Below are 23,183 nucleotides of genomic sequence, written 5' to 3'. Positions count from 1 at the left end.
TGAGGCTTTTTGTGAAAAAGAAGGTAATCCCAATAGAGGTAGATCTTCATTCTCATCTCATACCTAATATTGATGATGGATCCCAGTCCATGGAACAAAGCTTAGAGATGATTAGGGCTTTGAGCTTGCTTGGAGTAAAGAAGTTGATCACCACACCCCACATACACCCCAGATACCCAAATACTCCTGAAATAATAATGAATGGTTTGAAAAAGCTCCAGGGAGAATTACAGAAAAAAGAGATAGAAATTGAGCTTGAAGCGGCCGCCGAGTATTACGTAGATGAATCCTTTAGCAAGAAGGTGCAAGATGGAGGTCAAATTCTATCTTTTGGAAATAAGTATGTGCTAGTTGAGGCACCTTTCCAGAACAAACCGATTGATTTCGAATCCGTAATGTTTGATTTGAAATCAAAAGGTTATCATCCTGTGCTTGCTCATCCTGAGAGATATCAATTTTTAGAGGGAAGTTTAGATTGGTTGCAACAGCTCAGGGCAAGTGGGGTTTTGTTCCAGGTTACATTAGGATCAATTAGTGGATATTATGGAACTATTCCAGCTAAATTAAGTTCACAATTACTGAAGTCTGGTATGGTTGATTTTTTGGGATCGGACCTTCATCGACTTACACATATTGAATACTTTAAAAAGGGCCTACAATCTAAAGAAGTACAGAAGGTTATCGAAAGTGGGAGTATTAAAAATGCTGAACTTTTATGAGGGTGTGGAAAACTTTTTAGCCCTTAATCTAAGGTTTTTGAGTACAATTTCATCTAAATTCCTTTTATCATTTACCACCGAATTTAATGTCTAGCCATGCCAGAAGAACATAAACGCAAGGAAGAGAGAGAGTTGATAAGAAAGTTTGAAGCATTTCTTAAAAACAGGGAAAATCATTTTTTTGACGAGGAGTCAATGATTCAGATCATTAGTCATTATAGTGTTAACGATAAACTGAATCAAGCGCTAAAAGCTGCAAATATCGCTTTAGGACAATATCCCTATTCAATTGATTTAACTATTGAGAAATCTGATGTCTTGGTGAAGATGGAAAAGTCTGATGAAGCGGTTGACTTATTAGATGAGACATTAAATATTCAGCCCAATGATCCGGAGTTACTTCTCCAGAAAGGAGCTATTCATTGCCTGCTCTCGGAGTTTGAAAATGCTATTGAAGCCTATGAAAGTGCACTACTCAATGTTGAGGAAAAGGATGATGTCTATTTCAGTATCGGAATGGCATATCAGGGCTTAGGGAAATACAAAGAAGCCTCGGAGCAATATAAATTGGCTATTGAAATAAATATGCATAATGAAAATGCATTGTATGAGCTTGCCTATTGTCTGGACGTTTCCGGGGAGTTAGAGAGTAGCTTATCCTATTATCAAAAATTCATTGATCAAGATCCTTACTCTGAATACGCATGGTACAACTTAGGAATAGTTTATAATAAGCTAGGAAAGTTTGAAGATGCAGTTGATTCCTATGAATATGCCACTGCCATTGATGATGAATTTAGTAGTGCATGGTTTAATATGGGTAATGCTTTGATGAATTTAGGTAAGTATGATCGCGCGCTAGCTGCCTACTTAAAAACATATGATCAGGAGGGTGCATCACCAGAAACCTATTGTCATATTGGAGCTGCTTATGAGAAGCTTCAACAGCTCGAATTGGGGATTAAGTATTACCAAAAGGCCACCAAACTTGATCAAATGTATCATGAGGCGTGGTATGGAGTTGGTGTATGTTTGGCACTTCAGGATAAGTGGTATGAAGCTATTCATTTCTTAAACAAGGCGTTAAAGTTAGATTCTGAAAATGTTCATTACTGGAAAGCAGTTGCAGATGCTGAGTACAAAACTGGTAATCTGGTATCCTCGATTGAGGCTTATAGGGAAGCCAGTGAAATGGACGCTGAAGATCCTAAGATTTGGTTAGACTGGTCAATGGTTTATTATGAACAAGGAGATTATAAGGAAGCAATCACTGTCCTCGAGCAAGGTTTGGACGAATGTCCGGATAATGCGGAAATGTATTATAGAGGTGTAGTTTATCTTATTGGATCGGGTAGCTATAAGAATGCAATTAATCGATTGGAAACTGCCTTAATGTTGGATTTTGAAGCCCATGAGCTCCTTTTTGATTTTTTCCCCAACTTGCCCACACAGAAAGCATTGTATCGAATAATCGATCAATTTAGAAAGGACAATAAATAATCTTGACGATGTAAGGAATATTTGTGATTTTTGGGGCTTGTTTTAAATCGAGCACCAATCTTTTTACATGAATTACAACCTTAATAACATCCCTGAAAGAACGAATAAACCACGAACAGAAGGCTTTACCATGGTAATGGATAAGGGGCTAAGTCTAAGAGAGGTGGAAGATTTAGTTGAAACAAGTGGCGAGTACATAGATATCGTCAAGTTTGGATGGGCAACCTCTTTCGTATACCCCCAACTCAAGGAAAAAATTGCATTGTTTAAATCTGCCGGAATACCTACTTATTTCGGAGGTACGCTGTTTGAGGCGTTTATCGTAAGAGATCAGTTTTCTGACTATCAGAAAATTCTAGATGAATTCGGACTTGAGTATGCAGAAGTATCTGATGGATCTATTGAAATGGATCACGATAAAAAATGTGACTATATCGCTACACTGGCTAAGCAAGTCACTGTGTTGAGTGAGGTAGGATCAAAAGATGCTGCGAAAATTATTCCTCCATATAAATGGATCCAGCAAATGGAGACTGAGCTTGAAGCAGGGGCCTGGAAAGTGATCGGGGAAGCTCGAGAAAGCGGTAACGTAGGATTATTCAGGGACTCTGGTGAAGTAAGACAAGGGTTAGTTGAAGAGATTCTTACCCAAATCCCGGAAGAGAAAATATTGTGGGAAGCACCGCAAAAGGCCCAGCAAGTTTGGTTTATCAAGCTGTGTGGAACAAATGTTAACCTCGGAAATATTGCTCCCAATGAAGTAATTCCATTGGAAACAATAAGACTGGGATTAAGGGGAGATACCTTTAGTCACTTTCTGTAATTACTTCAATAGTACTCCAATGGTGAATCCCGCGGAAATTGCCACAGGAAAATCAGTACCACCATTACTATATCCATAGTTATATCGGCCTTCTTTGGAAGAGACATAACCATACCCAAGTCCGATATGATAGTCAAGGGTCATTACGTTTGCCAATATGTATTGCCTTCCATAGGTGATTAAGAATGCAATAGATGTGAAATCTTCTCTGTATGTCTCTGTAGAGGAACCCGAGTTAAACCTGTATATATCTTCACTGTATTGTGCAAAAGCGATCTCCGGCCTTATATACTTTCCGCCAAGGAGGTGGGAGCCTTTCAAGTCGTCGGTGACAAAATCAGGGTTTAGTTTAAATTTCGGTCCCCCTTTTATGAAAAATCCAGAAGGATTTACTTCATCCGGATCCAGACCTAAACCGATAAAACCCACCTTTGCTTCCCAAGAGATCCAATCTTTGATATAGCTTTCATATCCAAAAGTAGAATTCCCAGTTAGTGGTGAAAAAAATTCAAATTTTATGGCTCTCTTTTTATTATTTGAATAGTCAGTGTCAATCTTTTGTGCAAAAAGAATGGATGAAAAAAAGACAGCTAGAATTGTGGTGATAATTTTCATAGTAGAATTAGTGTTTGATATCTATTAGTACAGATTAATCGAGAATACCCCTAATTGAACTATTTGATTTTGTCAAGATTTGATCTGTGATCCACCATTTTACATGCTAAGTTCGCAGAATGAAAAACCTAATACTTTTTCTAAAGGGAGTAGCAATGGGAGCTGCAAATGTGATTCCAGGGGTTTCAGGAGGTACCGTTGCTTTCATCACTGGGATTTATGAGCGGTTAATAAATGCATTAAAAAATATTGATCTTGAAGCAGTCAAACTTTTGTTTTCCGGTAGCTTCAGAGATTTTGCTCTTAAGATTGATTTATCATTTTTGGTTATTCTATTTCTTGGAGTTTTTGTAAGTATTCTAAGCCTCGCTAAGGTACTAGAGATCGCCTTTGAGCAATACGAGATACTGACACTCTCTTTTTTCTTTGGATTGATCATAGCTTCTGTAATTGCAGTTTCGAGACAAATTCAGTCTGTATCCATAACAGTTGTAATCTCTTTTATTGTCGGTGCTGCAATTGCGATTGGCATTGCTTTTCTACCGCCGGCTCAGCCCAATGATTCTTTTATTTACTTGACCTTATGCGGTGTTGTAGCCGTTTGTAGTATGATTCTTCCCGGATTGTCTGGTTCTTATATTCTTTTATTGATGGGTAATTATGTCCTTGTCTTAAAAGCCATCAGTAGCCTGGATGTAAATGTGCTCATTCCTGTTGCATTAGGTTGTTTTGTGGGTTTGATTTTACTCTCCCGGCTTTTGGCCTATTTATTTAGAAAGTTTAAAGACGCAACTATAGCAGTCTTAAGTGGTTTTGTCGCCGGCTCGTTACTAATTATTTGGCCATGGAAAGCTACCATAATGGAAGAATTTGCAGGTAAGGAAAAAGCAGTCGGTTATATCTGGAAAATGCCACAAATAGATTTTCAGTTTGCCTATTCGATATTTTTAATCGTGATTGGTTTTTTGTTGGTATACTGGATGGAGCGGAAATCAATAAAACCTGAGTAGTTCAACTATTCCGTGCTTAACTTTAATTCTAATGAAGACGTTTGGACTTATCGGATATCCAGTGGGGCACAGTTATTCTAAAGAGTACTTCACCAAAAAATTCAGGAAACTTGACTTAAAAGATCATTCCTACGAACTTTTTGAAATGGAGTTTTTAAATGAATTCCCGGCCTTATGGTTAAAGCATCGTGATCTACATGGGGTTAACGTTACGGTTCCTCATAAAGAGAAAGTGACCAAATATCTTGACAGTCTGGATACAAGTGCCATAAAAGTTGGAGCTGCAAATGTGATTTATAAGAAAGTCGGAAAGCTTATCGGGTTTAATACGGATTATATGGCTTTTCGGGAATCTTTGAAGAACTGGATAAAAAATTATAAAGGAGAAGCACTCATACTCGGATCCGGTGGAGCATCAAAAGCTGTTCAGGCTGGCTTGGCTGACTTGAACATTCCGTATAACCAGGTAAGCAGAAGTGTTAAGGGAGGCGACTACACGTATGATCAAATAAAAGCCAACCCTTTAATTATGGAGCGGTTTAAGCTAATTATTAATACTACGCCATTAGGCATGTTTCCAAACAACGAGACCTATCCTGATTTACCGTACAATAAAATTAGTAAGGGCAGCTACTTTTATGATTTAATCTACAATCCTATACAAACTGAATTTTTGAAGTTTGGGGAAAAATATGCAGCTAAAACAAAAAACGGAATGGAAATGTTGGAGCTTCAGGCAGAACAATCCTGGGAAATCTGGAATAGTTAATAATGGACTTCAAATTAATTTCTGAATACAGCCCTACTGGTGATCAACCACAAGCAATTCGACAAATTGTTGAGGGAATAAATGAAGCTGAGCCAGCCCAGACATTACTAGGAGTGACGGGCTCAGGAAAAACGTTCACAATGGCCAACGTGGTGGAACAAGTTCAAAAACCCACGCTTGTTTTAAGTCATAATAAAACATTGGCTGCTCAACTTTATGGCGAATTCAAAAGATTCTTTCCTGAAAATGCGGTTGAGTATTTTATTTCTTATTACGATTATTATCAACCTGAAGCATACATTCCTACCAGTAATGTTTACATAGAAAAAGATCTTTCAATTAATGAAGAGATTGAAAAGTTAAGGCTAAGTGCATCTTCAGCCTTACTTTCTGGTCGTAGAGATGTCATTGTGGTTGCCTCTGTTTCTTGTATTTATGGTATTGGAAACCCGGAAGAATTTGGAAAGAATGTCGTTAGGGTTCAGGAAGGAGATTCAATTCCTCGCAATAAATTCCTATTTGATCTGGTAGATATTTTATACAGCAGAACGGAGGCTGAGTTTAAGCGTGGAACATTTAGGGTTAAAGGAGACACGGTTGATGTTTTTGTTGCCTATGCTGACTTTGCTTATCGATTTATTTTTTGGGGCGATGAAATAGAATCAATCCAACGTATAGATCCGATAACAGGAGAGAAGCAGTCAGATGAACGCATCGTAAGTATTTTCCCAGCAAATCTTTTTGTAACTGGCAAAGACCAGCTTCAGGTGGCCATCAAAGAAATACAGGAGGACATGGTGGAGCAAGTGCAGTTTTTCGAAGATGAACGAAGATTTCTAGAAGCAAAACGACTAAAAGAGCGAACGGAATTTGATCTGGAGATGATCCGGGAAATTGGATACTGCAGTGGTGTAGAGAATTATTCTCGATATTTTGATCGGAGAAAACCAGGAAGTCGTCCTTTCTGTCTTCTGGATTATTTCCCAGATGATTTCTTGATGATCATTGATGAGAGCCATGTGACTGTTCCTCAGGTAAGAGGTATGTGGGGAGGTGATCGAGCCAGGAAAGTAAACCTGGTTGATTATGGCTTTCGCTTACCATCCGCCATGGATAACAGGCCCTTGACATTTAATGAGTTTGAGGATATGCTCAACCAAGTGGTTTTTGTTAGTGCAACACCGGCAGATTATGAACTGCGAAAATCAGAGGGCGTAATCATTGAGCAGCTAATCAGGCCAACGGGTTTATTAGACCCAATTATAGATGTCAGGCCGAGCCAAAATCAAATTGATGATTTGATGGAGGAAATTCAGAAACGTATTGAACTGGAAGACCGGGTTCTTGTCACTACGCTAACTAAACGCATGGCGGAAGAACTGACAAAATATTTACTCAATGCAGGTGTTAAAACAAGATATATCCATTCTGAAGTAGATACTTTGGATAGGGTGGAGATTCTTCGAGAATTGCGCTTGGGAATTTTTGATGTTTTAGTTGGTGTCAATCTGTTACGAGAAGGGCTTGATTTGCCCGAGGTTTCTCTTGTAGCAATATTAGACGCTGACAAAGAAGGGTATTTGAGAAATGAGCGGTCACTGGTTCAAACGATCGGCAGGGCTGCAAGAAACGATAGAGGAAAGGTAATCATGTATGCAGATAAGGTAACTGGCTCTATGAAGTTGGCAATAGATGAAACAAATAGGAGACGTAGTATTCAAACGGAGTACAATAAAAAGCACGGGATAACTCCAATTTCATTGAAGAAGAATAAAGAAGAGATTTTACGTCAAACTGGGGTAGCGGATAAAAAGAAAGGAGCGAAGAAATATTACATGGAAGAAGAGCATTCACTCGCTGCAGATCCGGTTGTCGCATATATGTCCAAAGATCAGTTAACGAAGCTGGCTTCTGAGACAAAAAGCAAAATGGAAAAGGCTGCCAGAGACCTGGATTTTATGGAAGCTGCAAGATTGAGAGATGAACTGCAAGAAGTAGAGAAATTGCTAAAAGAAAATAAGTAGCTTCTTTGGAATTATCTATTTCCTGATTGAACTTGCTTCTGAAACAGATAACATTCCCAAAAGATTAATCTATTTCTAACAAATCCCCCTAATTTTTTTGTATGTCACAAATCACAGCCTTTGGTACTTATGTGCCTGAAAAAATCATTGATAATCATTACTTCGAGGGTCTCATCGATACCAATGATGAATGGATCATTTCCAGAACTGGGATAAAAACCAGGAGATACTCAAAAGACGGAGAGTATACCAGCGATTTGGCCTATAAAGCTGTCCAAAATTTAATGGAGTCGAGCGGGAAGGATATCTCAGATGTGGATTTCATCGTTGTATGCACGACTTCTCCCGATCAGCCTATGCCCAATGCTGCTTCCAGGGTTCAATATAAGTTAGGGATTCAAAATACAGGATGTAATGATATTTACGCAGCATGTGCAGGTTTTGTATATGGATTACAAATGGCACATGGTTTTATTAATTCGGGGGTATATAAAAAGGTATTAGTTATCGGATCGGAGACGTTATCAAAAATTACAGATATGTCAGACCGGACATCATGTATCTTGTTTGGTGATGGTGCCGGTGCTGCTCTCGTAGAGCCTGGGGAAGAGCAATTTTTGGCTTTTAATTCGGGTACCAATGGGGATTTGGGACATGATCTATACCTGAGCCACAAAAAAAACAGCATTAATGGAGTAGGCATAAATCCGAACAGTAAAATTGTTCAGAATGGCAGGTCTGTATTTAAGTGGGCAGTTGGAAATATTCCCATTAAGATTCGTGAACTAGTAGATAAGGCTGGGTTGACCATGGATGATATCGACTACATCGTTCCTCACAGTGCAAATCTTCGAATTATTGAGGCAATAGCTAAGTCATTAGATTATCCGATGGATAAAGTTCCGGAAAGCGTTACCGAATTTGGCAACACATCGTCTGCCTCAATCCCAATCGCTATTGAAAAGTCGAGGAAGAATGGTGGGATTAAAAAAGGGGATATCGTTTTGATGATAGGCTTTGGTGGAGGGCTAACATTTGCTGGCACTATCGTTAGATGGAATCTATAATCTTTTTTAACAATATCCTTGTGGGTGATGTTAATATGTATATACATTTGTGATACTACTAGGCGGTAGTAAGTTTTTCCCGATGCTAGTCGGGATTGGTGGTGAACAGAGCGGACAATATTGTCCGCTCTTTTTTTATGCCCTCATCTAATGTAATTCTTAATGATCCTTCCTCTTTAATAGAATGTAATCTAAGGTCTAGTTCCTTCGCCTGCTCCTTCATTTTTTGAGAATAAAACCGACTATTCTTAGTGCTTAAAATGATTTGATCGAATACAAAATTTTGCTTTAACCATTTTAAACTTTTGACAGCCTGATTCTCAATTATGATAAAATCGGAAACAATTTTTTTCTTAAAATCTAAGTGATAAGTAGTGGTATCAAATAGCACGAACCTTTTTCCTCCAATAGAGCCAAGGGTTAGATCATCTTTCCGTGTAAAATTTGAATCTACAATTGTTTCAGAAATAGGTCGAAGAAGAGAGGCTAATCTGTGAGGGTTAATTTGAAATGAGAGTAACTCCAGTTCTTCTTTTTCATAGTTATCTATATAAAGTTGAGAAGCATGACCCTTGATATAGTCAATGGCTGTTGTATTAGCTAGTTCATAGAACACCAATTCTTTTCTCTCATGTTGTATTTGATGCGTGATGAGCGTCCAGACAATAAATCCGAATCCAAGCAGCGATGAGAAAACCAAAGTTTTGAATGATTTATAGTGAAATCCTACAATCATTGTGATGACAATGGCATAGGTAAAGACTAAGCCAAGCTGATCAAGGTGTATCCATTCTATGAGACTATTCGGAAATCGGTGAACATAACTAATTATTTCATTCAAAAACCATATTAATTGATTTAATCCCTGACCTAAAATCTTGCTCAATGAAGAAAAAAAGGGTTCGATTATAATCATCGATATTCCTGATAAAAGCATTAAGAAGGAGGATGGAATCACGATCAAATTCGAAATCAAAAAATAGGTAGGAAATTGATGAAAATAAAAGGCTGAGAGCGGGAATGTGGCAAGTTGCGCAGCGATTGAGACACACGTTATTGACCAGGCCTTATCCAAAATCCACCAATTAAAATGGAACAGTCGATAAAGTTTTGATTGAATGTAGACAATACCAACAACAGCTGCGAATGACAACTGAAATCCGACTGAATAAATCAAATAAGGATCAATCAATAAGAGCATAAATCCTGAAAAACTAAGCGTATTATAGATATTACCTTCGCGAGTTGCAATTTGACCAATTGCAATAAATGAGAACATAGTTGCTGCCCGGAGAACCGATGGACTCAAACCTGTTAAAGATGCGTATAACCAAATGATTAAGATTGATATGCATGCAAATGCATATTTTCCGATTTTTCCAGTTTTACGTAAACGGCCAAAAACGCCTTGAAGGATCAGAAAGATGATGCCGACATGCAAGCCAGAAACAGCTAAAACGTGCATTGCGCCTGCAGCAGAATAGGCTTTCTTAATATCGTTATCCAGATGATCTTTTATGCCTAACAAAAGTGCTTTTGCGATACCTTTTTCCCTGGAATTCAGAATGTATTTATCTATAGTCTCGGAAGCGTTCTCTCTAAGCGAAAAAGCATACGCTAAGAAAGAGTTTGAAGGGTTAGATGAAATAATTTTAACATCATTGGGCCGTACAAAGGAATGTGATAGGATATTTTGACGCTTAAGGTATTTTTGATAATCAAATTCATTTGGATTGTCGGGACCCGGGATAGGGTATAGGCTACCGTATACGGCAAGTTTGTCTCCATAATAAGCTCTCTGAATTGATGAATCCTTTCTAATATATAAATGGATTTCCCCAGAGGTCTTCACGATCGAATCACTACCTAGAATAGCACTTTCTAATAGCAGGTCATATCTAAAATGGTTGGTTCGCTCAGTAGCGGGTCTTGTCACAACTCCTGTAAAGCCAATGATTTTCTTGTTGATATTCTTATAATGATTAGCGGGATGACTATGATATTTTGTTTTGCATATAATCCCACCAATGGTGAATATTATTAGGAGTGCAAAAATTCCGTTTACATGTCTGAGTTTATAAAATCCACGGGTTGAAGATCTTAGCAGAGATATTGAGAAAAGCACTATTCCAACGGCTAACGCAACAAAACCATGCTCCCAGAGCTTTGGGTTGGAATCAAAAGCCAGTATCCCAAGAATTAAAAAAATTGAGAATCTTACAAAAGGATATGAATTCCAAAAATACATTGCGAACAACCAGACAGCTTGTATGCAATTGAATGAATAATAGCATCAAATGCTATACCCAATTTTTGGTAATTTCTCTCTGAATCTACTTGAGGATTTCCTCAAATGCGTTTATACACAGTTGGTTTTCTTCGGGCTTTCCTACGGAGATTCTGATGCAATGGCTGATTGGATCGTATAATGGACGCACCAATACTCCTCGCTGCATCAATGCGTCAAAGATTTTCATCACTTCTTCTTTGTCTTTCCAGACAGTCATGATAAAATTGGCATAAGAGGTCACGTACTTAATGCCTAGTCGATCAAACTCTTTGTAGAAGTACTTTAATTGGCTGGTGTTATTATCAATCGTTTTTTTAAGGAATGCAGTATCCTGTAATGCCCCCATGCCAGCAGCTTGTGCCATTGCAGTTGGTTCAAAAGTGAGCTTTACTTTGTTCAACGCATCAATGATTTTCTCATGCCCGATTCCAAACCCTAGACGAACCCCTGCAATACCATAGGCTTTGCTAAATGTCCTTAAGGTGAGGATATTTGGATAGTCCATCTTAAGTGAATTTGGAAAATTCGGGTTCAGAGCTTCTGAATATTCGAAATACGCTTCATCTATGATCACCAGTATATGATCGGGAACATGCTGCATGAAACTATCAAGTTCTGACTGAGTGATCATCGTTCCGGTAGGATTATTCACATTAGCCAGGTAAATCACTTTTGTGTTCCTATTGATCCTGTTCTTAATCGCTTCCAGGTCAAATTCATAATTAGAAGTCATTGGCATAGCCACACAACGTACGTTATTGATGCGTGCCCAATTATATATAATCACAAAGCCACCTTCGGAGGTCAAAAACTCATCTTCGCCAGAGCATACTGCGCGAATGGTTTGCATCAGGACAGATTCCGATCCATTACCTACAAATATTTGCTCCGATTTTTTACCATATTTTTTTGCAAGAGCTGCTTTTAAATCGCGACTAACAGGATCTGGATAGTAATTGATCGATTCATATGCATCAATGACTGCCTGCTTAGATTTTGGAGAATAGCCAAGTGTATTCTCATTGTTCCACAAAATGGCAACTTCATCCCATCCGTATTCTTCCTTTAGTTGGGGGATGGTCTTCCCGGGTTGGTAGCTCCTGATTGCCGCAATATATTCAGGTATCTGTATGTTCATTATAAAGTTTCTAGTTGTAAGTCACAGTTTTAAGTTCTCAACCCACGTCCCATTCATCTTGTTTTCGGAAGACGACTCCTTTAAACAACCCAACCAATTCATCCCCTCGATGCACCCGAACGATGTATTGTCCTAAACTTTTCGAAATACTTTCTTTTTCAGCGGTGGCAATAAGCTGATCTCCTTCAAATATAGGTTTGATGTGATTGATAGATGTTTCGATGGAAACAGCCTTCTGACCATGAGAATTAGAAGCGAAAGCAAAAGCAGAGTCAGCCAGCGAGAAAGAAATTCCACCGTGCGCCACAGAATGACCATTCAGCATTTCTTTGCGAACAGTCATTTTAATTTTCGCAAAACCTTCCTTTACGTCCAATATTTCAATACCTAGCCATTGGCTAAAGGTGTCCTTTGCCATCATTTCGGCTACTATTTTTTCAGGTTTGGTTTGCATCTGATTTTAATGAGATTCTTCGCTGTGCTCAGAATGACATGATAAATATAATTCGAGACTGTCATGCTGACGAAGGAAGCGTCCAATATATTCTAATCGTCATCCCTCAGGTTTCAAAATAACGGTAATATGTTAGTAAAATGTATTTCCTTTCGCCATCATTCTCCTCAACAAGGGGCTACACCTGTATCGATCCTCGCGGTACTCGTCGTATAGTGTATCTAACTTTTCCACACACCATTTAATTCCTCTTTCATCGGCCCATTTAAGAAGACCCTTTGGATAGTTTACTCCCTTGGTCATTGCAGTATCTATATCTTCTCTGCTGGCTATATTCAGGAAGAGGGCATCAGCTGCTTCATTTATTAGCATCACCAGTACTCTTTCCAAAATTTTCTCGCCGAGCTTCTCATCTTTGGTAGGCTCAGGTTTAGTTGCTCCTTCCGCATAATTGTAATAGCCACGCCCAGACTTACGTCCAAGGAATCCTGCCTCAGACATGCGCTTTTGAGTAAACGAAGGTCGGTAACGTGGATCGTAGAAGAAGGAATGAAACACCGTTTCTGTCACCGTGTAGTTGATGTCATTTCCAATAAAGTCCATAAGTTCGAAAGGACCCATTCGAAATCCTCCTAATTCTTTCATGGCCCAATCGATTGTAGCAAAATCTGCAATGCCTTCTTCATACATGCGTAGCGATTCGCCATAAAATGGCCGTGCTACTCGATTTACAATGAAACCAGGAGTGTCTTTCGCCAATACGGTAAGCTTTTTCCAGCTGTCCACCCAGTCTTTTGCTTGATTGGTAGTCTCATCTGCAGTTTGTACTGCAGGTATGATTTCTACCAGTGGCATGAGCGGTGCAGGATTGAAAAAGTGAATACCTACAAAACGAGCAGGGTTTTCCAATGAAGCTCCAATGGATGCCAGGGAAAGTGAACTGGTATTAGATGCAATGATCGTGTCTTCTCGTACAATTTTCTCAACTGCAGAAAAGACTTTCTTTTTGATATCCAGATTTTCTACGATCGCCTCGATCACCAAATCGGAGTTTTCGAAGTATTGTTGATTGTCGGTGAAATCTATTCGTCCAAGAATTTTATCGGCTGTTTCCTGCTCAATCTTTTCTTTCTCAACCAATCGATTCATCACCTTTATCAAGCTAGCTGAGGATTTTTCAAGAATCTCATTGTTGGTATCATTAATCACCACATCCCATCCTGCAGTAGCTGCTACTTGAGCAATTCCGGTTCCCATGGTACCAGCTCCTATTACACTTAACTTTGGCATTACTTTCCTTTAAATTCAGGTTTTCTTTTTTCAATAAAGGCATTTACACCTTCTTTATAATCGTGGGTTTCTGTTGCTTTAAATTGCCATTCTTTTTCAAGTTCCAACTGCTGGTCAAGGGTTGACACAAAAGATTGATTCAATAAATGCTTGGTGTAAGCAAGTCCTTTTGTAGGCATATTCGCTAGCTTTTGAGCTACTTTCTCTGCTTCTTCTAAAAACGAATTATCACTGACCACTTTGTAGATCATGCCCATTTGTTCGGCCTCAGTGGCAGATACTTTATCTCCCAACATCATTAATGCAGACGCCTTCCCAAACCCGATGATACGAGGAAGTGTGAATGTTCCTCCACTATCCGGAACAAGTCCAATTTTACTAAAGGCCTGGATAAATGAAGCTGATTCGGTAGCAATCACCACATCACAAGCCAGCGCAATGTTTGCACCGGCTCCTGCGGCCACTCCGTTCACAGCTGCAATAATAGGTTTTTCAATACTCCTCAATTGCTTTATGATCGGATTGTAATGTTCATCTACTATTTGCTCAATCTCCAATCCATTATCAGCTATCGCTTCTTGCAAATCCTGGCCTGCACAAAAGGCCTTCCCATTTCCTGTTAACATTATTGCCCGAACACTCGGGTCATTAGCATAATCGTCAAGTGCTTTTTGAACAGCCAGAGCGAGTTCTTTATTAAAGCTATTGAATACATCCGGGCGATTGAATGTCAGGATGCCCAGACTGTCTTTTTTAGTGATTTGTAAGGTATCAGACATGGGTTGGATGTTTGAGTGCGAAGTTAAAAGATTCCTTAGATTCGTCTCAAGAAATTAGTGACACTTAAAGTAATCAAATGGCTCTAAGCAGTCGTTGCATTTGAAAAGTGATTTGCAAGCTGTGGAACCAAATTCACTTAGCAATTGGGTGTTTTTTGAGCCACATTGTGGGCAGGCAATATCTTCCGGATTTGTAGGATTAGGAGGAGCTATGCCATATTCTTTAAGTTTTTGTTTACCCTCTTCGGTCATCCATTCAGTAGTCCATGCTGGAGATAAAACAGTAGTAATTTTTAAACGCTCAATACCTTCTTTTTTGAGCGCATTGTTGATTTCCTTTTCTATTTCCAACATGGCAGGGCAACCAGAGTAGGTAGGAGTGATTATCACTTCAACGAAATCATCAGAAATAAGTACATCTCTAACAATCCCTAAATCCAATACCGAGATAACTGGGATTTCAGGATCAGTAACATTTTGAAGCAAATGGAGAATATTATCTTTATCAATTACCATTAGACAAATTCGTGATACGTGGTATAATCCTTAAACCCAAACTTCTTGTAAATGTTGAGGCCATCTTCTGTGCCCTGAAGTATTGCGTTTTTATAACCTAGTTCCTTTGCCCTATTTAATGCAAAAGTTAATAAGGTAGTTCCAATCCCTTTTCCTCGATAGGCTTCTAAAGTAGCAAACCCATAAAACCCCACAGTTTCGGAATTAGTAGGAAATAATTCTACACAAGAAACAGGCTGGTCTTCGTAATAGTATATGTATAGTTTGATGTTATTATTAGGATCAAGGTAGTGGTTTGCGGTTCGGCTGTAGTAGGTAATTACATTCTGATCTGTAGGAGACCAATTTTCCGCAATGACACGAGAATAGACTTTTAACGATTCCCTATCATTAACCTGTCTGATGTTTAGATGATTTACATTTTCTACGTATTGATCGTGTTCAAACTGCATAGCCATTCCAACTTCGCTAGCCTGTTTTTCTATGTTTAGTTGCGTGAACAATATCTGAGTGTTTGAAGTCAGATTTTCCTTGGTTATCCAAATGCAATAATCCAGATTTCTGGATTGAAAGTGATCAAGTGCTTGGTTGAGCTCTTCTTTTGTAAGGTCTGGACGATGAATGTAGATAATATTGAAGGTGTCACATGAGAGTCCACTGTCTACATACATGATATGCGGCAGACTGTGCAAACTCATTTCATTTGATAGGTCTGGAATCTTTGAAGCATGTAAATGAAAGTTATCAGAAATTAGATCTATCACTTGTCTTTCTTTCTCCAAGGTGGATTTTTTCGGTTTCCGTCTGCTTTGAATAGGATTAAGTGATTCCCGTCAGGATCAAAAACGTGCGCTTCTCTCCAAAGCCATTCTTTGTCATTAGGCATTTCAGCAAACTCAATTCCATTGTTCACTAGCATATCTACTCTTCATCTAGATCGTCGCATTCGAAATAAATAATTGGGACATTACCGGTAGAAATGTCATTGGTAAAGTGAATGGAAAAGGTTGAATCACCCTCAGGACATTCAAATCTTGCATATTTATCGTGGGTATGAACAATAAGTTTAAATCCTAACTTCTCATAGAATGAGATTGCTTTGACCTCATCACGAGAAGGTACGGTTACTTGATTGAGATTCATCTTACCATTCTAACCCCGGATATGCGCGCTGCAAAAATTGAAGGTCAGCAAGTATATATCCTAAGTGTTCCGAATGACGCCCATCTTTTCCGCCTTCATGCGTATAGGTACTTTCAGGTACTTCTAGAGTTGCTTCAGTCATGATTTCTTTAATCTTAGCATCCCGTCTTTCTTTCAAAGCGGATAGGTCTACTCCGTAACCTTCTTCAAGTGCTTTTACTTCGGTTTCATTTGGTTTAGTGAGCTCACCAGCATAGGACCATAATTCTTCAACTGCAGCATTCATTCGGTCATGGCTCTCTTCCGTACCATCTCCCAGTCTAATGACCCAATCACTGCTCCATTTGATGTGATAAAGTGCTTCTTTATGGGATTTTGCCGAAATGGCTGCCAGTCGTTCATCAGAACTATTCATCAGCGCTTCATAGAAATAACAGCTATACGTGTCATACAGAAACTGTCGAAAGATTGTCTGAGCAAAGTCGCCGTTTGGTTGCTCTGCAAGTAAAACATTGCGATAGCCCCAGGCATCTCTTAAATAAGCAATATCATCCTCTGTCTTTCCTTCACCTTGAATCTCTGCTGCATATTGGTACCACATGCGTGCCTGACCGATGAGATCGAGACTGATATTTGTCATGGCAATGTCTTGTTCAAGGATGGGTCCATGCCCACACCATTCACCCAATCGCTGCCCCAATATCAGGCAATTGTCTGCATGTTGGAGAACGTAGTTATATAGATTCTCGTCTTTCATCAATTACATGTGTTTTACTTCATCCGGCAAATCATAGAATGTCGGATGACGATATACCTTATCCTTTGCTGGCTCGTAAAGTGGATCTGAATCATCCGGGTCAGAAGCCGTAATGAATTCTGATTTTACTACCCAAATACTCACACCTTCATTTCTTCGGGTATAAACATCTCTAGCATTTTGAATTGCCATTTCCTCATCAGTGGCATGTAAACTACCCACATGCTTGTGATTTAGTCCAGCTTTACTTCTAATGAAGATTTCCCATAGTGGCCAATTTTTCATCGGTTTAGATTTAGTAGTTGTAGTAATTATGCGGCTGCTTGTCGTTTTGCTTTCTTTTCTGCATGAGCAGCAGCTGCATCCCGTACCCAGGCTCCTTGGTCGTACGCATTTTTTCTTGCGTCGATTCGTTGCTTATTGCAAGGTCCATTTCCTTTAATCACATTGAAAAATTCTTCCCAATTGATCTTTCCAAAATCATGATGGCCTCTCTCTTCATTCCACTTCAGATCTTTGTCTGGAATGGTGATGCCCAAAAGATCTGCTTGAGGTTTAGTCGCATCAACAAACTTCTGACGTAATTCATCATTTGTAAATCGCTTGATTCCCCATCTCATTGATTGCTCGGTGTGTGTAGAAGCTTCATCAGTAGGTCCAAACATCATTAAAGAAGGCCACCACCATCTGTTAAGTGCATCTTGTGCCATTTTCTTCTGCTCTTCAGAACCCCTGCAGAGCGTAAGCATGATTTCAAATCCTTGTCTTTGGTGAAAAGATTCTTCCTTGCAGACGCGAACCATGGCTCGCGCATAAGGGCCATAAGACGCCCTGCACAAGGGGACTTGGTTCATGATAGCTGCACCATCAACTAACCACCCGATTGCACCCATATCTGCCCAGGTGAGGGTAGGATAATTAAAAATGGAGGAATATTTTGCTTTACCGGAATGTAAGTCCTGAAGCAATTGATCTCTTTCGACTCCCAGTGTTTCACATGCACTATACAGATAAAGTCCATGACCCGCTTCGTCTTGTACTTTGGCTAAAGCAGCGGCTTTTCTGCGTAGCGTAGGCGCTCTGGAAATCCAATTTGCTTCGGGCAGCATCCCTACAATTTCAGAGTGGGCATGTTGCGAAATCTGACGAATGAGTGTCTTTCGATAGTTGTCAGGCATCCAATCTTTCGGCTCTATTCGAACATCCTGATCTATCTTCTCATTGAATCGATCTTCTAAACTCTTTATATCCATCTTCTAATCCTTTGTTTCAAAGTTACTTAACACGTATGAATTACCCTTTGTTAGGTAATTAAACATCAAAATTCAGCTTTACCTTGTCGGTCTTTGGAAAAGACTGGCAGCTGAGTACTAAACCTCTTTCCAGCTCGTCTGGTTCTAGGGCGTAATTCACATCCATCTCAACCTCTCCTTCCTCCAGTTTGCAAACACAAGTGCTACACACTCCCCCTTTACAAGCGTATGGTAGATCAGCTCCATTATCGAATGCTACATCTAAAATCGACTTGTCAGAATCGTAAGGAAATGTCATGCTATTCCCATCAAGCACAATGGTTATTTCGGCATGTGCTGTATCATGTTTTACTTCTTTGGTTTTGCCTCCAAGTTTACCAACGGGGGAGGTAAATAGTTCAAGGTGGATTCGATCGTCTGAAACGCCTAACTTTTTAAGTTCACTTTGGACAGACAGCATCATATCTTCAGGGCCGCATGTGAAGTAGTGATCTACGGCATCCGTATCAAAAAATAACCGGGCATATGCCTGAATTTTCTCACCATTAATTCGACCGTTGAAAAGATCTGACTCCTGTCTTTCTTTACTCAAAATATGATAGAGACTAAAACGTCCCATGTATCTATTTTTAAGTGCTTCTAACTCTTCTTGAAAAATAATTGTGCTTGTTCTGCTGTTCCCATAGAAAAGTGTGAACTCACTTTCGGGCTCAGTTCTCAGAGTGGTTTCAATGATAGATATAATAGGGGTTATTCCACTACCACTTGCAAACGCTACATAAGTTTTGGCGTTGGATGGGTCTAATGGCGCGTAGAAGGAACCATGTGGAGGCATCACTTCTATTTCATCACCAACTTGAAGCTCGTCATTAGCATACGTGGAAAATTTTCCACCTTCTAGTTTTTTTATTGCCACCGTCAATTGCTCATCTATTGGACATGAACAAATGGAATAGGACCTTCGAGTGTCTTCTCCATCAATATCCTTTTTCAGGGTGAGGTGTTGTCCCTGTGTGAACGCAAATGCTTCGTGTAGATCAACTGGAACTTCAAAGGTTACAGCAACAGATTCATCTGTTGGTCTTTTCAGTTCTTTTACTTTGAGCGTGTGAAATTTTGCCATATTGAATTTTTGGGTCAGGCAAAACTAACCATCGAAACGAATTAATGTATTTATTTTAAATCAAGCTTTTCTTTGATTTTCATCACTTTCTCCTCTACTCGTTCTATCAATGGGTGACTTATTAAAAAATACTTGTCACCATTGCTTAGTTTAAGGAATGCTTGATATTCATGATTCACCACTATATTTTGGTTGTTCGCGAGTGAATACATTGTTTGCCTGGTCTTGACTTTATTTATAAAAATTTTTTCAATAGTGTCGTAATTAGCTGGTTTTCCAAGCTTTTTCCCCATGGTCCATACACCGTCAAAAATGGTCTTATGGTCTTCGTCAATTATGATAACATTTGTAGCGAACCATATCGCTGGCAGCAGCGATGCAATTGCGATTACAATAAAGATAGATATTGGTTCAGGAAGCGCATCCAATAATACAATCGTTAAGGAGACCACTGAAATAACAGATAAAAATCTGAATGGCAGATTAATAGCTTTTCCTTTATTTATTCGAACAATCCTCATGACTTGTCTAAAGTACCAAACTATTTTTGCACTTAGGAGTTTTCATGCCTATGAAAGAAATTGCCCTTTTTCCGTTGAATATCGTAGCGTTCCCAGGAGAGGCGGTAAACCTTCATATTTTCGAGCCACGCTACAAAGCATTGATTAATGATTGCCTGAATCAAAAAGCAACTTTTGGAATACCATCATACGTCCTAAATAAAATTGATTTAGGTACTGAAGTAGAGATTGTTGAGGTCTCAAAAATGTATGAAGACGGCAGAATGGATATCAAAACGAAAGCATTGAAAGTATTTCAGGTGTTCGATTTTTGGAACCCCTGGGGAGAAAGAGAATATGCCGGAGGCAAGATTGATCATTTTGATACGGACGAAGGCGAAACAGATTTAAGCATGCTTTATCAATTTAAGGAAATGGCTTCACGTTTGTTTGGTTGGCTTGGTGAGACGGATGTACCCGATGTTTCGACGATCACCTCTGTTTTTGATATTGGACATAAAATAGGATTCAAACCTGAAGAGGAATATAAACTTCTCCATTTCTCAGGGGAGAATGAACGCATAGAATATGCAATTAAGCATTTGGAGCATTTACTTCCTGCCCTCGAGCGAGCCAATAATGCGCAAGAGAAAATCAAGCAAAATGGACATTTCAAGCATCTTGACCCACTTAAATTTTAAGTCAATCCACCTTTTTGGTCCAAATTATTAGGTAATTTCCCATCATGATCGAAATCAGTGGTTTTGGTACTGTTTTGCTTTTTTTGGTAGGTGGTATTGGGTTTTTAATGGTGACCTTACTGGCTGGTAAAATTCTTAGACCCAATAACCCAACAGCAGAAAAACAGACAACTTACGAGTCTGGTGAAGAGCCATCCGGAACTGCCTGGGGCCAATTCAATGTTCGATTTTATATCGTAGCATTAATTTTTTTACTCTTTGAAGCTGAGCTGGTTTTTTTGTTTCCCTGGGCGACTGTTTTTGGAGATCAGGAATTGGTGAAAGAGACCAACGGATTATGGGCGAAATTCTCCATGATAGAGACATTTATTTTTATTGGCATTTTATTGATAGGGTTGGTTTATGTGTGGGCTAAAGGAATGTTAGAATGGGTGAGACCCAAAACAAAATCATTGACTTATGAGTCAAAAATCCCCAATTCTGCATACGAAAGATTTAAATGAGTGAGGTAGTAGAAAATATTAGTGCAGGTGAGCTAAAAACCGGAGAATCCGGTATAATCGTTTCTAAACTTGATGACCTATTAAACTGGGCTCGTTTAAGTAGCCTTTGGCCAGTTGGCTTTGGTTTGGCATGTTGCGCGATTGAATTCATGTCAACAGCGTCTTCGGCGTATGATTTAGATAGGTTTGGTGTTATACCCAGAAATTCACCGCGTCAGGCAGACGTAATGATCGTATCAGGAACTGTTACATTCAAAATGGCTGATCGGGTGAAGCGTTTATACGAACAGATGGCTGAACCGAAATATGTTATTTCGATGGGGTCATGTGCCAATTGTGGAGGGCCTTATTGGGAGCATGGCTACCATGTCTTGAAGGGAGTTGATAGGGTTATCCCAGTAGATGTATATGTTCCCGGCTGTCCACCAAGACCCGAGGCGCTTATAGGCGGCTTTTTGAAACTGCAGGAGAAAATAAGAACTGAATCCATTTTGAGACCAAAAGGATTAGAAAAATTGATGAAGAAGGATGCAGTTTGATAAAATCAAATCAATAATTGATGACCTGATGCCCGGTGCAGTGGTTGATGTGGATGAGGTAGCCTTCCCTAAGGCACTATGGATTCACCCAAATTCAATATTGAACCTTTGTAAAGCCCTTCATTCGAATCAAAACCTCTACTTCGATTCTCTATCCTGCTTGACTGGATTAGATAACGGGGAAGAGGAAAAGACCATTGAAATCATCTATAATCTTTACAGCATTCCCTACAATCTACATTTAATGCTTAAGGTGAAAATTGACAGGGAAAGGCCGGAGATAGATTCTGTTACAGAAGTATGGAAAACCGCAGATTGGCATGAAAGAGAAGTCTTTGATTTACTAGGAGTAAAGTTTAACAACCACCCTGATTTAAGAAGAATTCTGTTGCCAGATGATTGGGAAGGACACCCACTTCGAAAAGACTATGTGGAGCAAGAAAAATATCATGAGGTTAAAGTAAAATACTAATCATGATAGAGTCTTTCCTTACAAAATCAGAACCGCTTAAATATAACGAATCAGACCTCAAAACTGAGGAGATGATCATTAACCTCGGTCCCCAGCACCCATCAACGCATGGAGTTTTACGATTGGAAGTGGTAACTGACGGGGAGATTGTGGTAGACGTGGTTCCACATATGGGGTATCTGCACCGATGCTTTGAAAAACATGCAGAATCGCTACCATTCAATCAGACCATACCCTATACGGACCGTATGGATTATGTGGCAGCCATGAATAATGAATGGTCATATGTGATGGGAGTGGAGCGCATGCTGGGAATAGATAAAGAAATTCCCAAGCGAGTTGAATATATAAGAGTCCTTGTTGCCGAGCTAAACAGAATTGCCTCTCATTTTATAGCAATTGGGACCTTTGGAATGGACATAGGGGCCATTACCCCGTTCCTCTGGATGATGAGAGATCGTGAACACATCCTTCGTATGTTAGAGTGGGCGAGTGGAGCTAGAATGCTGTACAACTATATATGGGTTGGAGGTTTATTCTATGATTTACCTATTGGGTTTGAGGAGCGAGCAAAGGAATTTGTTGACTACTTAAAGCCTAAACTGAAGGATAGCGAGAATCTATTGATCAATAACAAAATCTTCATTGACCGCACCGCCAATGTAGGGGTATTGCCAAGAGATTTGGCAATAAACTACGGGATTACAGGCCCAATGCTCCGTGGGTCGGGCTTACGATTTGATCTCAGAAAAGTGGATGGATATAGTGTGTATCCTGAGCTGGATTTTGAAGTGCCTGTTGGAACGGGTAAGATGGGGGCTGTTGGTGATTGTTGGGATCGAAACTGGGTGAGATATGAAGAATGTTGGCAATCGATAAAGCTGATAGAGCAGTGTGTAGAAAAGCTGCTCGGAGAGCATAAACGAACCAAAGAATTTGACCCTCGTGCACTCGTTCCTAAAAAAATCAGACCGAAAGCACAGGATTTTTATGTTAGAGCTGAGAATCCAAAAGGCGAATTGGGTTTTTTCTTCAGAACCGATGGCAGAGCAGACACTCCATTGAGATGCAAGGCAAGAGGGCCAAGTTTTAGCAATCTTTCGGTATTGGCTGAAATTAGTAAAGGATGCATGTTAGCGGATTTATTTGCAATTCTGGGATCAATGGATTTAAATATGGGTGAAGTAGATCGCTAGTC

General features: G+C 39.4%; 27 protein-coding genes. 12 read left to right on the top strand and 15 right to left on the bottom strand.

Translation table 11 applies throughout. The features are described from left to right. The first annotated feature begins 11 nt into the window (after nt 1-11). The 3 genes from ACO05G_RS13475 to ACO05G_RS13465 all read left to right on the top strand — a co-directional run bounded on the left by ACO05G_RS13475 (nt 12) and on the right by ACO05G_RS13465 (nt 3,042). Nucleotides 12-719, top strand: coding sequence for a tyrosine-protein phosphatase (locus tag ACO05G_RS13475; RefSeq protein ID WP_421763225.1), 708 nt, complete (start codon nt 12-14; stop codon nt 717-719). Nucleotides 720-815: 96 nt separating this feature from the next. Beyond that, nucleotides 816-2,219, top strand: a complete 1,404-nt coding sequence (locus ACO05G_RS13470; RefSeq protein WP_348281627.1) for a tetratricopeptide repeat protein — start codon at nt 816-818, stop codon at nt 2,217-2,219. 67 nt (nt 2,220-2,286) lie between these two features. After that, on the top strand, nt 2,287-3,042 hold the full coding sequence (locus ACO05G_RS13465; RefSeq protein ID WP_348281628.1) for a phosphosulfolactate synthase: 756 nt from the start codon (nt 2,287-2,289) through the stop codon (nt 3,040-3,042). On the opposite strand, the gene ACO05G_RS13460 is transcribed toward ACO05G_RS13465, so the two are convergent. After that, the gene (locus tag ACO05G_RS13460) at nt 3,043-3,657 is read right to left on the bottom strand and encodes a DUF3575 domain-containing protein (RefSeq protein ID WP_421763224.1); all 615 of its coding nucleotides are present in this window, start codon (nt 3,655-3,657) and stop codon (nt 3,043-3,045) included. Nucleotides 3,658-3,776: 119 nt separating this feature from the next. On the opposite strand from ACO05G_RS13460, the gene ACO05G_RS13455 reads away from it, so the two are divergent. The 4 genes from ACO05G_RS13455 (at nt 3,777) to ACO05G_RS13440 (ending at nt 8,527) form a co-directional block, all read left to right on the top strand. Further along, on the top strand, nt 3,777-4,667 hold the full coding sequence (locus tag ACO05G_RS13455; protein WP_421763223.1) for a DUF368 domain-containing protein: 891 nt from the start codon (nt 3,777-3,779) through the stop codon (nt 4,665-4,667). Between the two features lie 31 nt (nt 4,668-4,698). Further along, nucleotides 4,699-5,436: a shikimate dehydrogenase family protein gene (locus tag ACO05G_RS13450; RefSeq protein WP_421763222.1), complete on the top strand. Its 738-nt coding sequence runs from the start codon at nt 4,699-4,701 to the stop codon at nt 5,434-5,436. 2 nt (nt 5,437-5,438) lie between these two features. Then, nucleotides 5,439-7,460, top strand: coding sequence for an excinuclease ABC subunit UvrB (gene uvrB, locus ACO05G_RS13445; protein ID WP_421763221.1), 2,022 nt, complete (start codon nt 5,439-5,441; stop codon nt 7,458-7,460). Between the two features lie 101 nt (nt 7,461-7,561). Beyond that, complete coding sequence (locus ACO05G_RS13440; RefSeq protein ID WP_421763220.1) at nt 7,562-8,527, top strand: ketoacyl-ACP synthase III; 966 nt, start codon at nt 7,562-7,564, stop codon at nt 8,525-8,527. A gap of 85 nt (nt 8,528-8,612) precedes the next feature. Here the strand turns inward: ACO05G_RS13440 and ACO05G_RS13435 are convergent, their stop codons facing one another. From ACO05G_RS13435 to ACO05G_RS13370, 14 genes are all read right to left on the bottom strand, one after another. Then, complete coding sequence (locus ACO05G_RS13435; RefSeq protein ID WP_421763219.1) at nt 8,613-10,775, bottom strand: ComEC/Rec2 family competence protein; 2,163 nt, start codon at nt 10,773-10,775, stop codon at nt 8,613-8,615. An 85-nt stretch (nt 10,776-10,860) separates the two neighbouring features. Then, on the bottom strand, nt 10,861-11,955 hold the full coding sequence (hisC, locus tag ACO05G_RS13430; protein WP_421763218.1) for a histidinol-phosphate transaminase: 1,095 nt from the start codon (nt 11,953-11,955) through the stop codon (nt 10,861-10,863). Nucleotides 11,956-11,992: 37 nt separating this feature from the next. Continuing rightward, on the bottom strand, nt 11,993-12,409 hold the full coding sequence (paaI, locus tag ACO05G_RS13425; protein WP_421763217.1) for a hydroxyphenylacetyl-CoA thioesterase PaaI: 417 nt from the start codon (nt 12,407-12,409) through the stop codon (nt 11,993-11,995). A 132-nt stretch (nt 12,410-12,541) separates the two neighbouring features. Beyond that, the gene (locus tag ACO05G_RS13420; protein ID WP_421763216.1) at nt 12,542-13,699 is read right to left on the bottom strand and encodes a 3-hydroxyacyl-CoA dehydrogenase NAD-binding domain-containing protein; all 1,158 of its coding nucleotides are present in this window, start codon (nt 13,697-13,699) and stop codon (nt 12,542-12,544) included. Continuing rightward, nucleotides 13,699-14,478, bottom strand: a complete 780-nt coding sequence (locus ACO05G_RS13415) for an enoyl-CoA hydratase-related protein (protein ID WP_421763215.1) — start codon at nt 14,476-14,478, stop codon at nt 13,699-13,701. The genes ACO05G_RS13420 and ACO05G_RS13415 overlap by 1 nt, the downstream gene beginning before the upstream one ends. A gap of 54 nt (nt 14,479-14,532) precedes the next feature. Further along, nucleotides 14,533-14,994, bottom strand: a complete 462-nt coding sequence (gene paaD / locus ACO05G_RS13410; protein ID WP_421763214.1) for a 1,2-phenylacetyl-CoA epoxidase subunit PaaD — start codon at nt 14,992-14,994, stop codon at nt 14,533-14,535. Next, complete coding sequence (locus ACO05G_RS13405) at nt 14,994-15,776, bottom strand: GNAT family N-acetyltransferase (RefSeq protein WP_421763213.1); 783 nt, start codon at nt 15,774-15,776, stop codon at nt 14,994-14,996. The genes paaD and ACO05G_RS13405 overlap by 1 nt, the downstream gene beginning before the upstream one ends. Next, entirely contained in the window at nt 15,755-15,913 is a 159-nt protein-coding gene (locus tag ACO05G_RS13400; RefSeq protein WP_421763212.1) for a hypothetical protein, read from the bottom strand. Before ACO05G_RS13400 ends, ACO05G_RS13405 begins: the two co-directional genes overlap by 22 nt. Nucleotides 15,914-15,915: 2 nt before the next feature. Then, complete coding sequence (locus ACO05G_RS13395; RefSeq protein ID WP_421763211.1) at nt 15,916-16,137, bottom strand: VOC family protein; 222 nt, start codon at nt 16,135-16,137, stop codon at nt 15,916-15,918. A 1-nt stretch (nt 16,138) separates the two neighbouring features. Then, nucleotides 16,139-16,894 carry a 1,2-phenylacetyl-CoA epoxidase subunit PaaC gene (paaC, locus tag ACO05G_RS13390; protein ID WP_421763210.1) on the bottom strand — a complete coding sequence of 252 codons (756 nt, stop codon included), beginning with the start codon at nt 16,892-16,894 and terminating at the stop codon, nt 16,139-16,141. Nucleotides 16,895-16,897: 3 nt separating this feature from the next. After that, on the bottom strand, nt 16,898-17,179 hold the full coding sequence (gene paaB, locus ACO05G_RS13385; RefSeq protein ID WP_421763209.1) for a 1,2-phenylacetyl-CoA epoxidase subunit PaaB: 282 nt from the start codon (nt 17,177-17,179) through the stop codon (nt 16,898-16,900). 26 nt (nt 17,180-17,205) lie between these two features. Then, entirely contained in the window at nt 17,206-18,147 is a 942-nt protein-coding gene (gene paaA, locus ACO05G_RS13380) for a 1,2-phenylacetyl-CoA epoxidase subunit PaaA (RefSeq protein WP_421763208.1), read from the bottom strand. A 58-nt stretch (nt 18,148-18,205) separates the two neighbouring features. Continuing rightward, entirely contained in the window at nt 18,206-19,270 is a 1,065-nt protein-coding gene (gene paaE, locus ACO05G_RS13375) for a 1,2-phenylacetyl-CoA epoxidase subunit PaaE (protein WP_421763207.1), read from the bottom strand. 50 nt (nt 19,271-19,320) lie between these two features. Beyond that, nucleotides 19,321-19,791 carry a hypothetical protein gene (locus ACO05G_RS13370; RefSeq protein WP_421763206.1) on the bottom strand — a complete coding sequence of 157 codons (471 nt, stop codon included), beginning with the start codon at nt 19,789-19,791 and terminating at the stop codon, nt 19,321-19,323. 50 nt (nt 19,792-19,841) lie between these two features. Here ACO05G_RS13370 and ACO05G_RS13365 point away from each other — a divergent pair, with 50 nt between their 5' ends. From ACO05G_RS13365 to ACO05G_RS13345, 5 genes are read left to right on the top strand one after another with little or no spacing between them, the layout of a single operon-like run. Further along, complete coding sequence (locus ACO05G_RS13365; RefSeq protein ID WP_421763205.1) at nt 19,842-20,471, top strand: LON peptidase substrate-binding domain-containing protein; 630 nt, start codon at nt 19,842-19,844, stop codon at nt 20,469-20,471. Nucleotides 20,472-20,515: 44 nt separating this feature from the next. Continuing rightward, on the top strand, nt 20,516-20,974 hold the full coding sequence (locus ACO05G_RS13360) for an NADH-quinone oxidoreductase subunit A (protein ID WP_421763204.1): 459 nt from the start codon (nt 20,516-20,518) through the stop codon (nt 20,972-20,974). Then, complete coding sequence (locus tag ACO05G_RS13355) at nt 20,971-21,513, top strand: NADH-quinone oxidoreductase subunit B (RefSeq protein ID WP_421763203.1); 543 nt, start codon at nt 20,971-20,973, stop codon at nt 21,511-21,513. The genes ACO05G_RS13360 and ACO05G_RS13355 overlap by 4 nt, the downstream gene beginning before the upstream one ends. Further along, on the top strand, nt 21,503-21,985 hold the full coding sequence (locus tag ACO05G_RS13350) for an NADH-quinone oxidoreductase subunit C (protein ID WP_421763202.1): 483 nt from the start codon (nt 21,503-21,505) through the stop codon (nt 21,983-21,985). Before ACO05G_RS13355 ends, ACO05G_RS13350 begins: the two co-directional genes overlap by 11 nt. Before the next feature lie 2 nt (nt 21,986-21,987). Further along, nucleotides 21,988-23,181 (top strand): NADH-quinone oxidoreductase subunit D, encoded by a 1,194-nt coding sequence (locus ACO05G_RS13345; protein WP_421763201.1) that lies wholly within the window; start codon nt 21,988-21,990, stop codon nt 23,179-23,181. Nucleotides 23,182-23,183 lie beyond the last annotated feature (2 nt).

The organism is Ekhidna sp. (assembly GCF_965227465.1).
In the GTDB taxonomy this organism is placed as follows: domain Bacteria; phylum Bacteroidota; class Bacteroidia; order Cytophagales; family Cyclobacteriaceae; genus Ekhidna.
Note: the sequence above shows the minus strand (reverse complement) of the source record. Positions and strands in the feature narration are given on the sequence as shown.

Coding starts and splice junctions, on each gene's coding strand:
- ACO05G_RS13365 (WP_421763205.1), top strand. CDS start 19,842: ATGAAAGAAATTGCCCTTTTTCCGTTGAATATCGTAGCGTTCCCAGGA.
- paaE (WP_421763207.1), bottom strand. CDS start 19,270: ATGGCAAAATTTCACACGCTCAAAGTAAAAGAACTGAAAAGACCAACA.
- ACO05G_RS13355 (WP_421763203.1), top strand. CDS start 20,971: ATGAGTGAGGTAGTAGAAAATATTAGTGCAGGTGAGCTAAAAACCGGA.
- paaD (WP_421763214.1), bottom strand. CDS start 14,994: ATGGTAATTGATAAAGATAATATTCTCCATTTGCTTCAAAATGTTACT.
- ACO05G_RS13360 (WP_421763204.1), top strand. CDS start 20,516: ATGATCGAAATCAGTGGTTTTGGTACTGTTTTGCTTTTTTTGGTAGGT.
- paaI (WP_421763217.1), bottom strand. CDS start 12,409: ATGCAAACCAAACCTGAAAAAATAGTAGCCGAAATGATGGCAAAGGAC.
- ACO05G_RS13350 (WP_421763202.1), top strand. CDS start 21,503: ATGCAGTTTGATAAAATCAAATCAATAATTGATGACCTGATGCCCGGT.
- uvrB (WP_421763221.1), top strand. CDS start 5,439: ATGGACTTCAAATTAATTTCTGAATACAGCCCTACTGGTGATCAACCA.
- paaC (WP_421763210.1), bottom strand. CDS start 16,894: ATGAAAGACGAGAATCTATATAACTACGTTCTCCAACATGCAGACAAT.
- hisC (WP_421763218.1), bottom strand. CDS start 11,955: ATGAACATACAGATACCTGAATATATTGCGGCAATCAGGAGCTACCAA.
- ACO05G_RS13465 (WP_348281628.1), top strand. CDS start 2,287: ATGAATTACAACCTTAATAACATCCCTGAAAGAACGAATAAACCACGA.
- ACO05G_RS13435 (WP_421763219.1), bottom strand. CDS start 10,775: ATGTATTTTTGGAATTCATATCCTTTTGTAAGATTCTCAATTTTTTTA.
- ACO05G_RS13440 (WP_421763220.1), top strand. CDS start 7,562: ATGTCACAAATCACAGCCTTTGGTACTTATGTGCCTGAAAAAATCATT.
- ACO05G_RS13470 (WP_348281627.1), top strand. CDS start 816: ATGCCAGAAGAACATAAACGCAAGGAAGAGAGAGAGTTGATAAGAAAG.
- ACO05G_RS13415 (WP_421763215.1), bottom strand. CDS start 14,478: ATGTCTGATACCTTACAAATCACTAAAAAAGACAGTCTGGGCATCCTG.
- ACO05G_RS13455 (WP_421763223.1), top strand. CDS start 3,777: ATGAAAAACCTAATACTTTTTCTAAAGGGAGTAGCAATGGGAGCTGCA.
- ACO05G_RS13395 (WP_421763211.1), bottom strand. CDS start 16,137: ATGAATCTCAATCAAGTAACCGTACCTTCTCGTGATGAGGTCAAAGCA.
- ACO05G_RS13420 (WP_421763216.1), bottom strand. CDS start 13,699: ATGCCAAAGTTAAGTGTAATAGGAGCTGGTACCATGGGAACCGGAATT.
- ACO05G_RS13370 (WP_421763206.1), bottom strand. CDS start 19,791: ATGAGGATTGTTCGAATAAATAAAGGAAAAGCTATTAATCTGCCATTC.
- paaB (WP_421763209.1), bottom strand. CDS start 17,179: ATGAAAAATTGGCCACTATGGGAAATCTTCATTAGAAGTAAAGCTGGA.
- paaA (WP_421763208.1), bottom strand. CDS start 18,147: ATGGATATAAAGAGTTTAGAAGATCGATTCAATGAGAAGATAGATCAG.
- ACO05G_RS13450 (WP_421763222.1), top strand. CDS start 4,699: ATGAAGACGTTTGGACTTATCGGATATCCAGTGGGGCACAGTTATTCT.
- ACO05G_RS13345 (WP_421763201.1), top strand. CDS start 21,988: ATGATAGAGTCTTTCCTTACAAAATCAGAACCGCTTAAATATAACGAA.
- ACO05G_RS13400 (WP_421763212.1), bottom strand. CDS start 15,913: ATGCTAGTGAACAATGGAATTGAGTTTGCTGAAATGCCTAATGACAAA.
- ACO05G_RS13460 (WP_421763224.1), bottom strand. CDS start 3,657: ATGAAAATTATCACCACAATTCTAGCTGTCTTTTTTTCATCCATTCTT.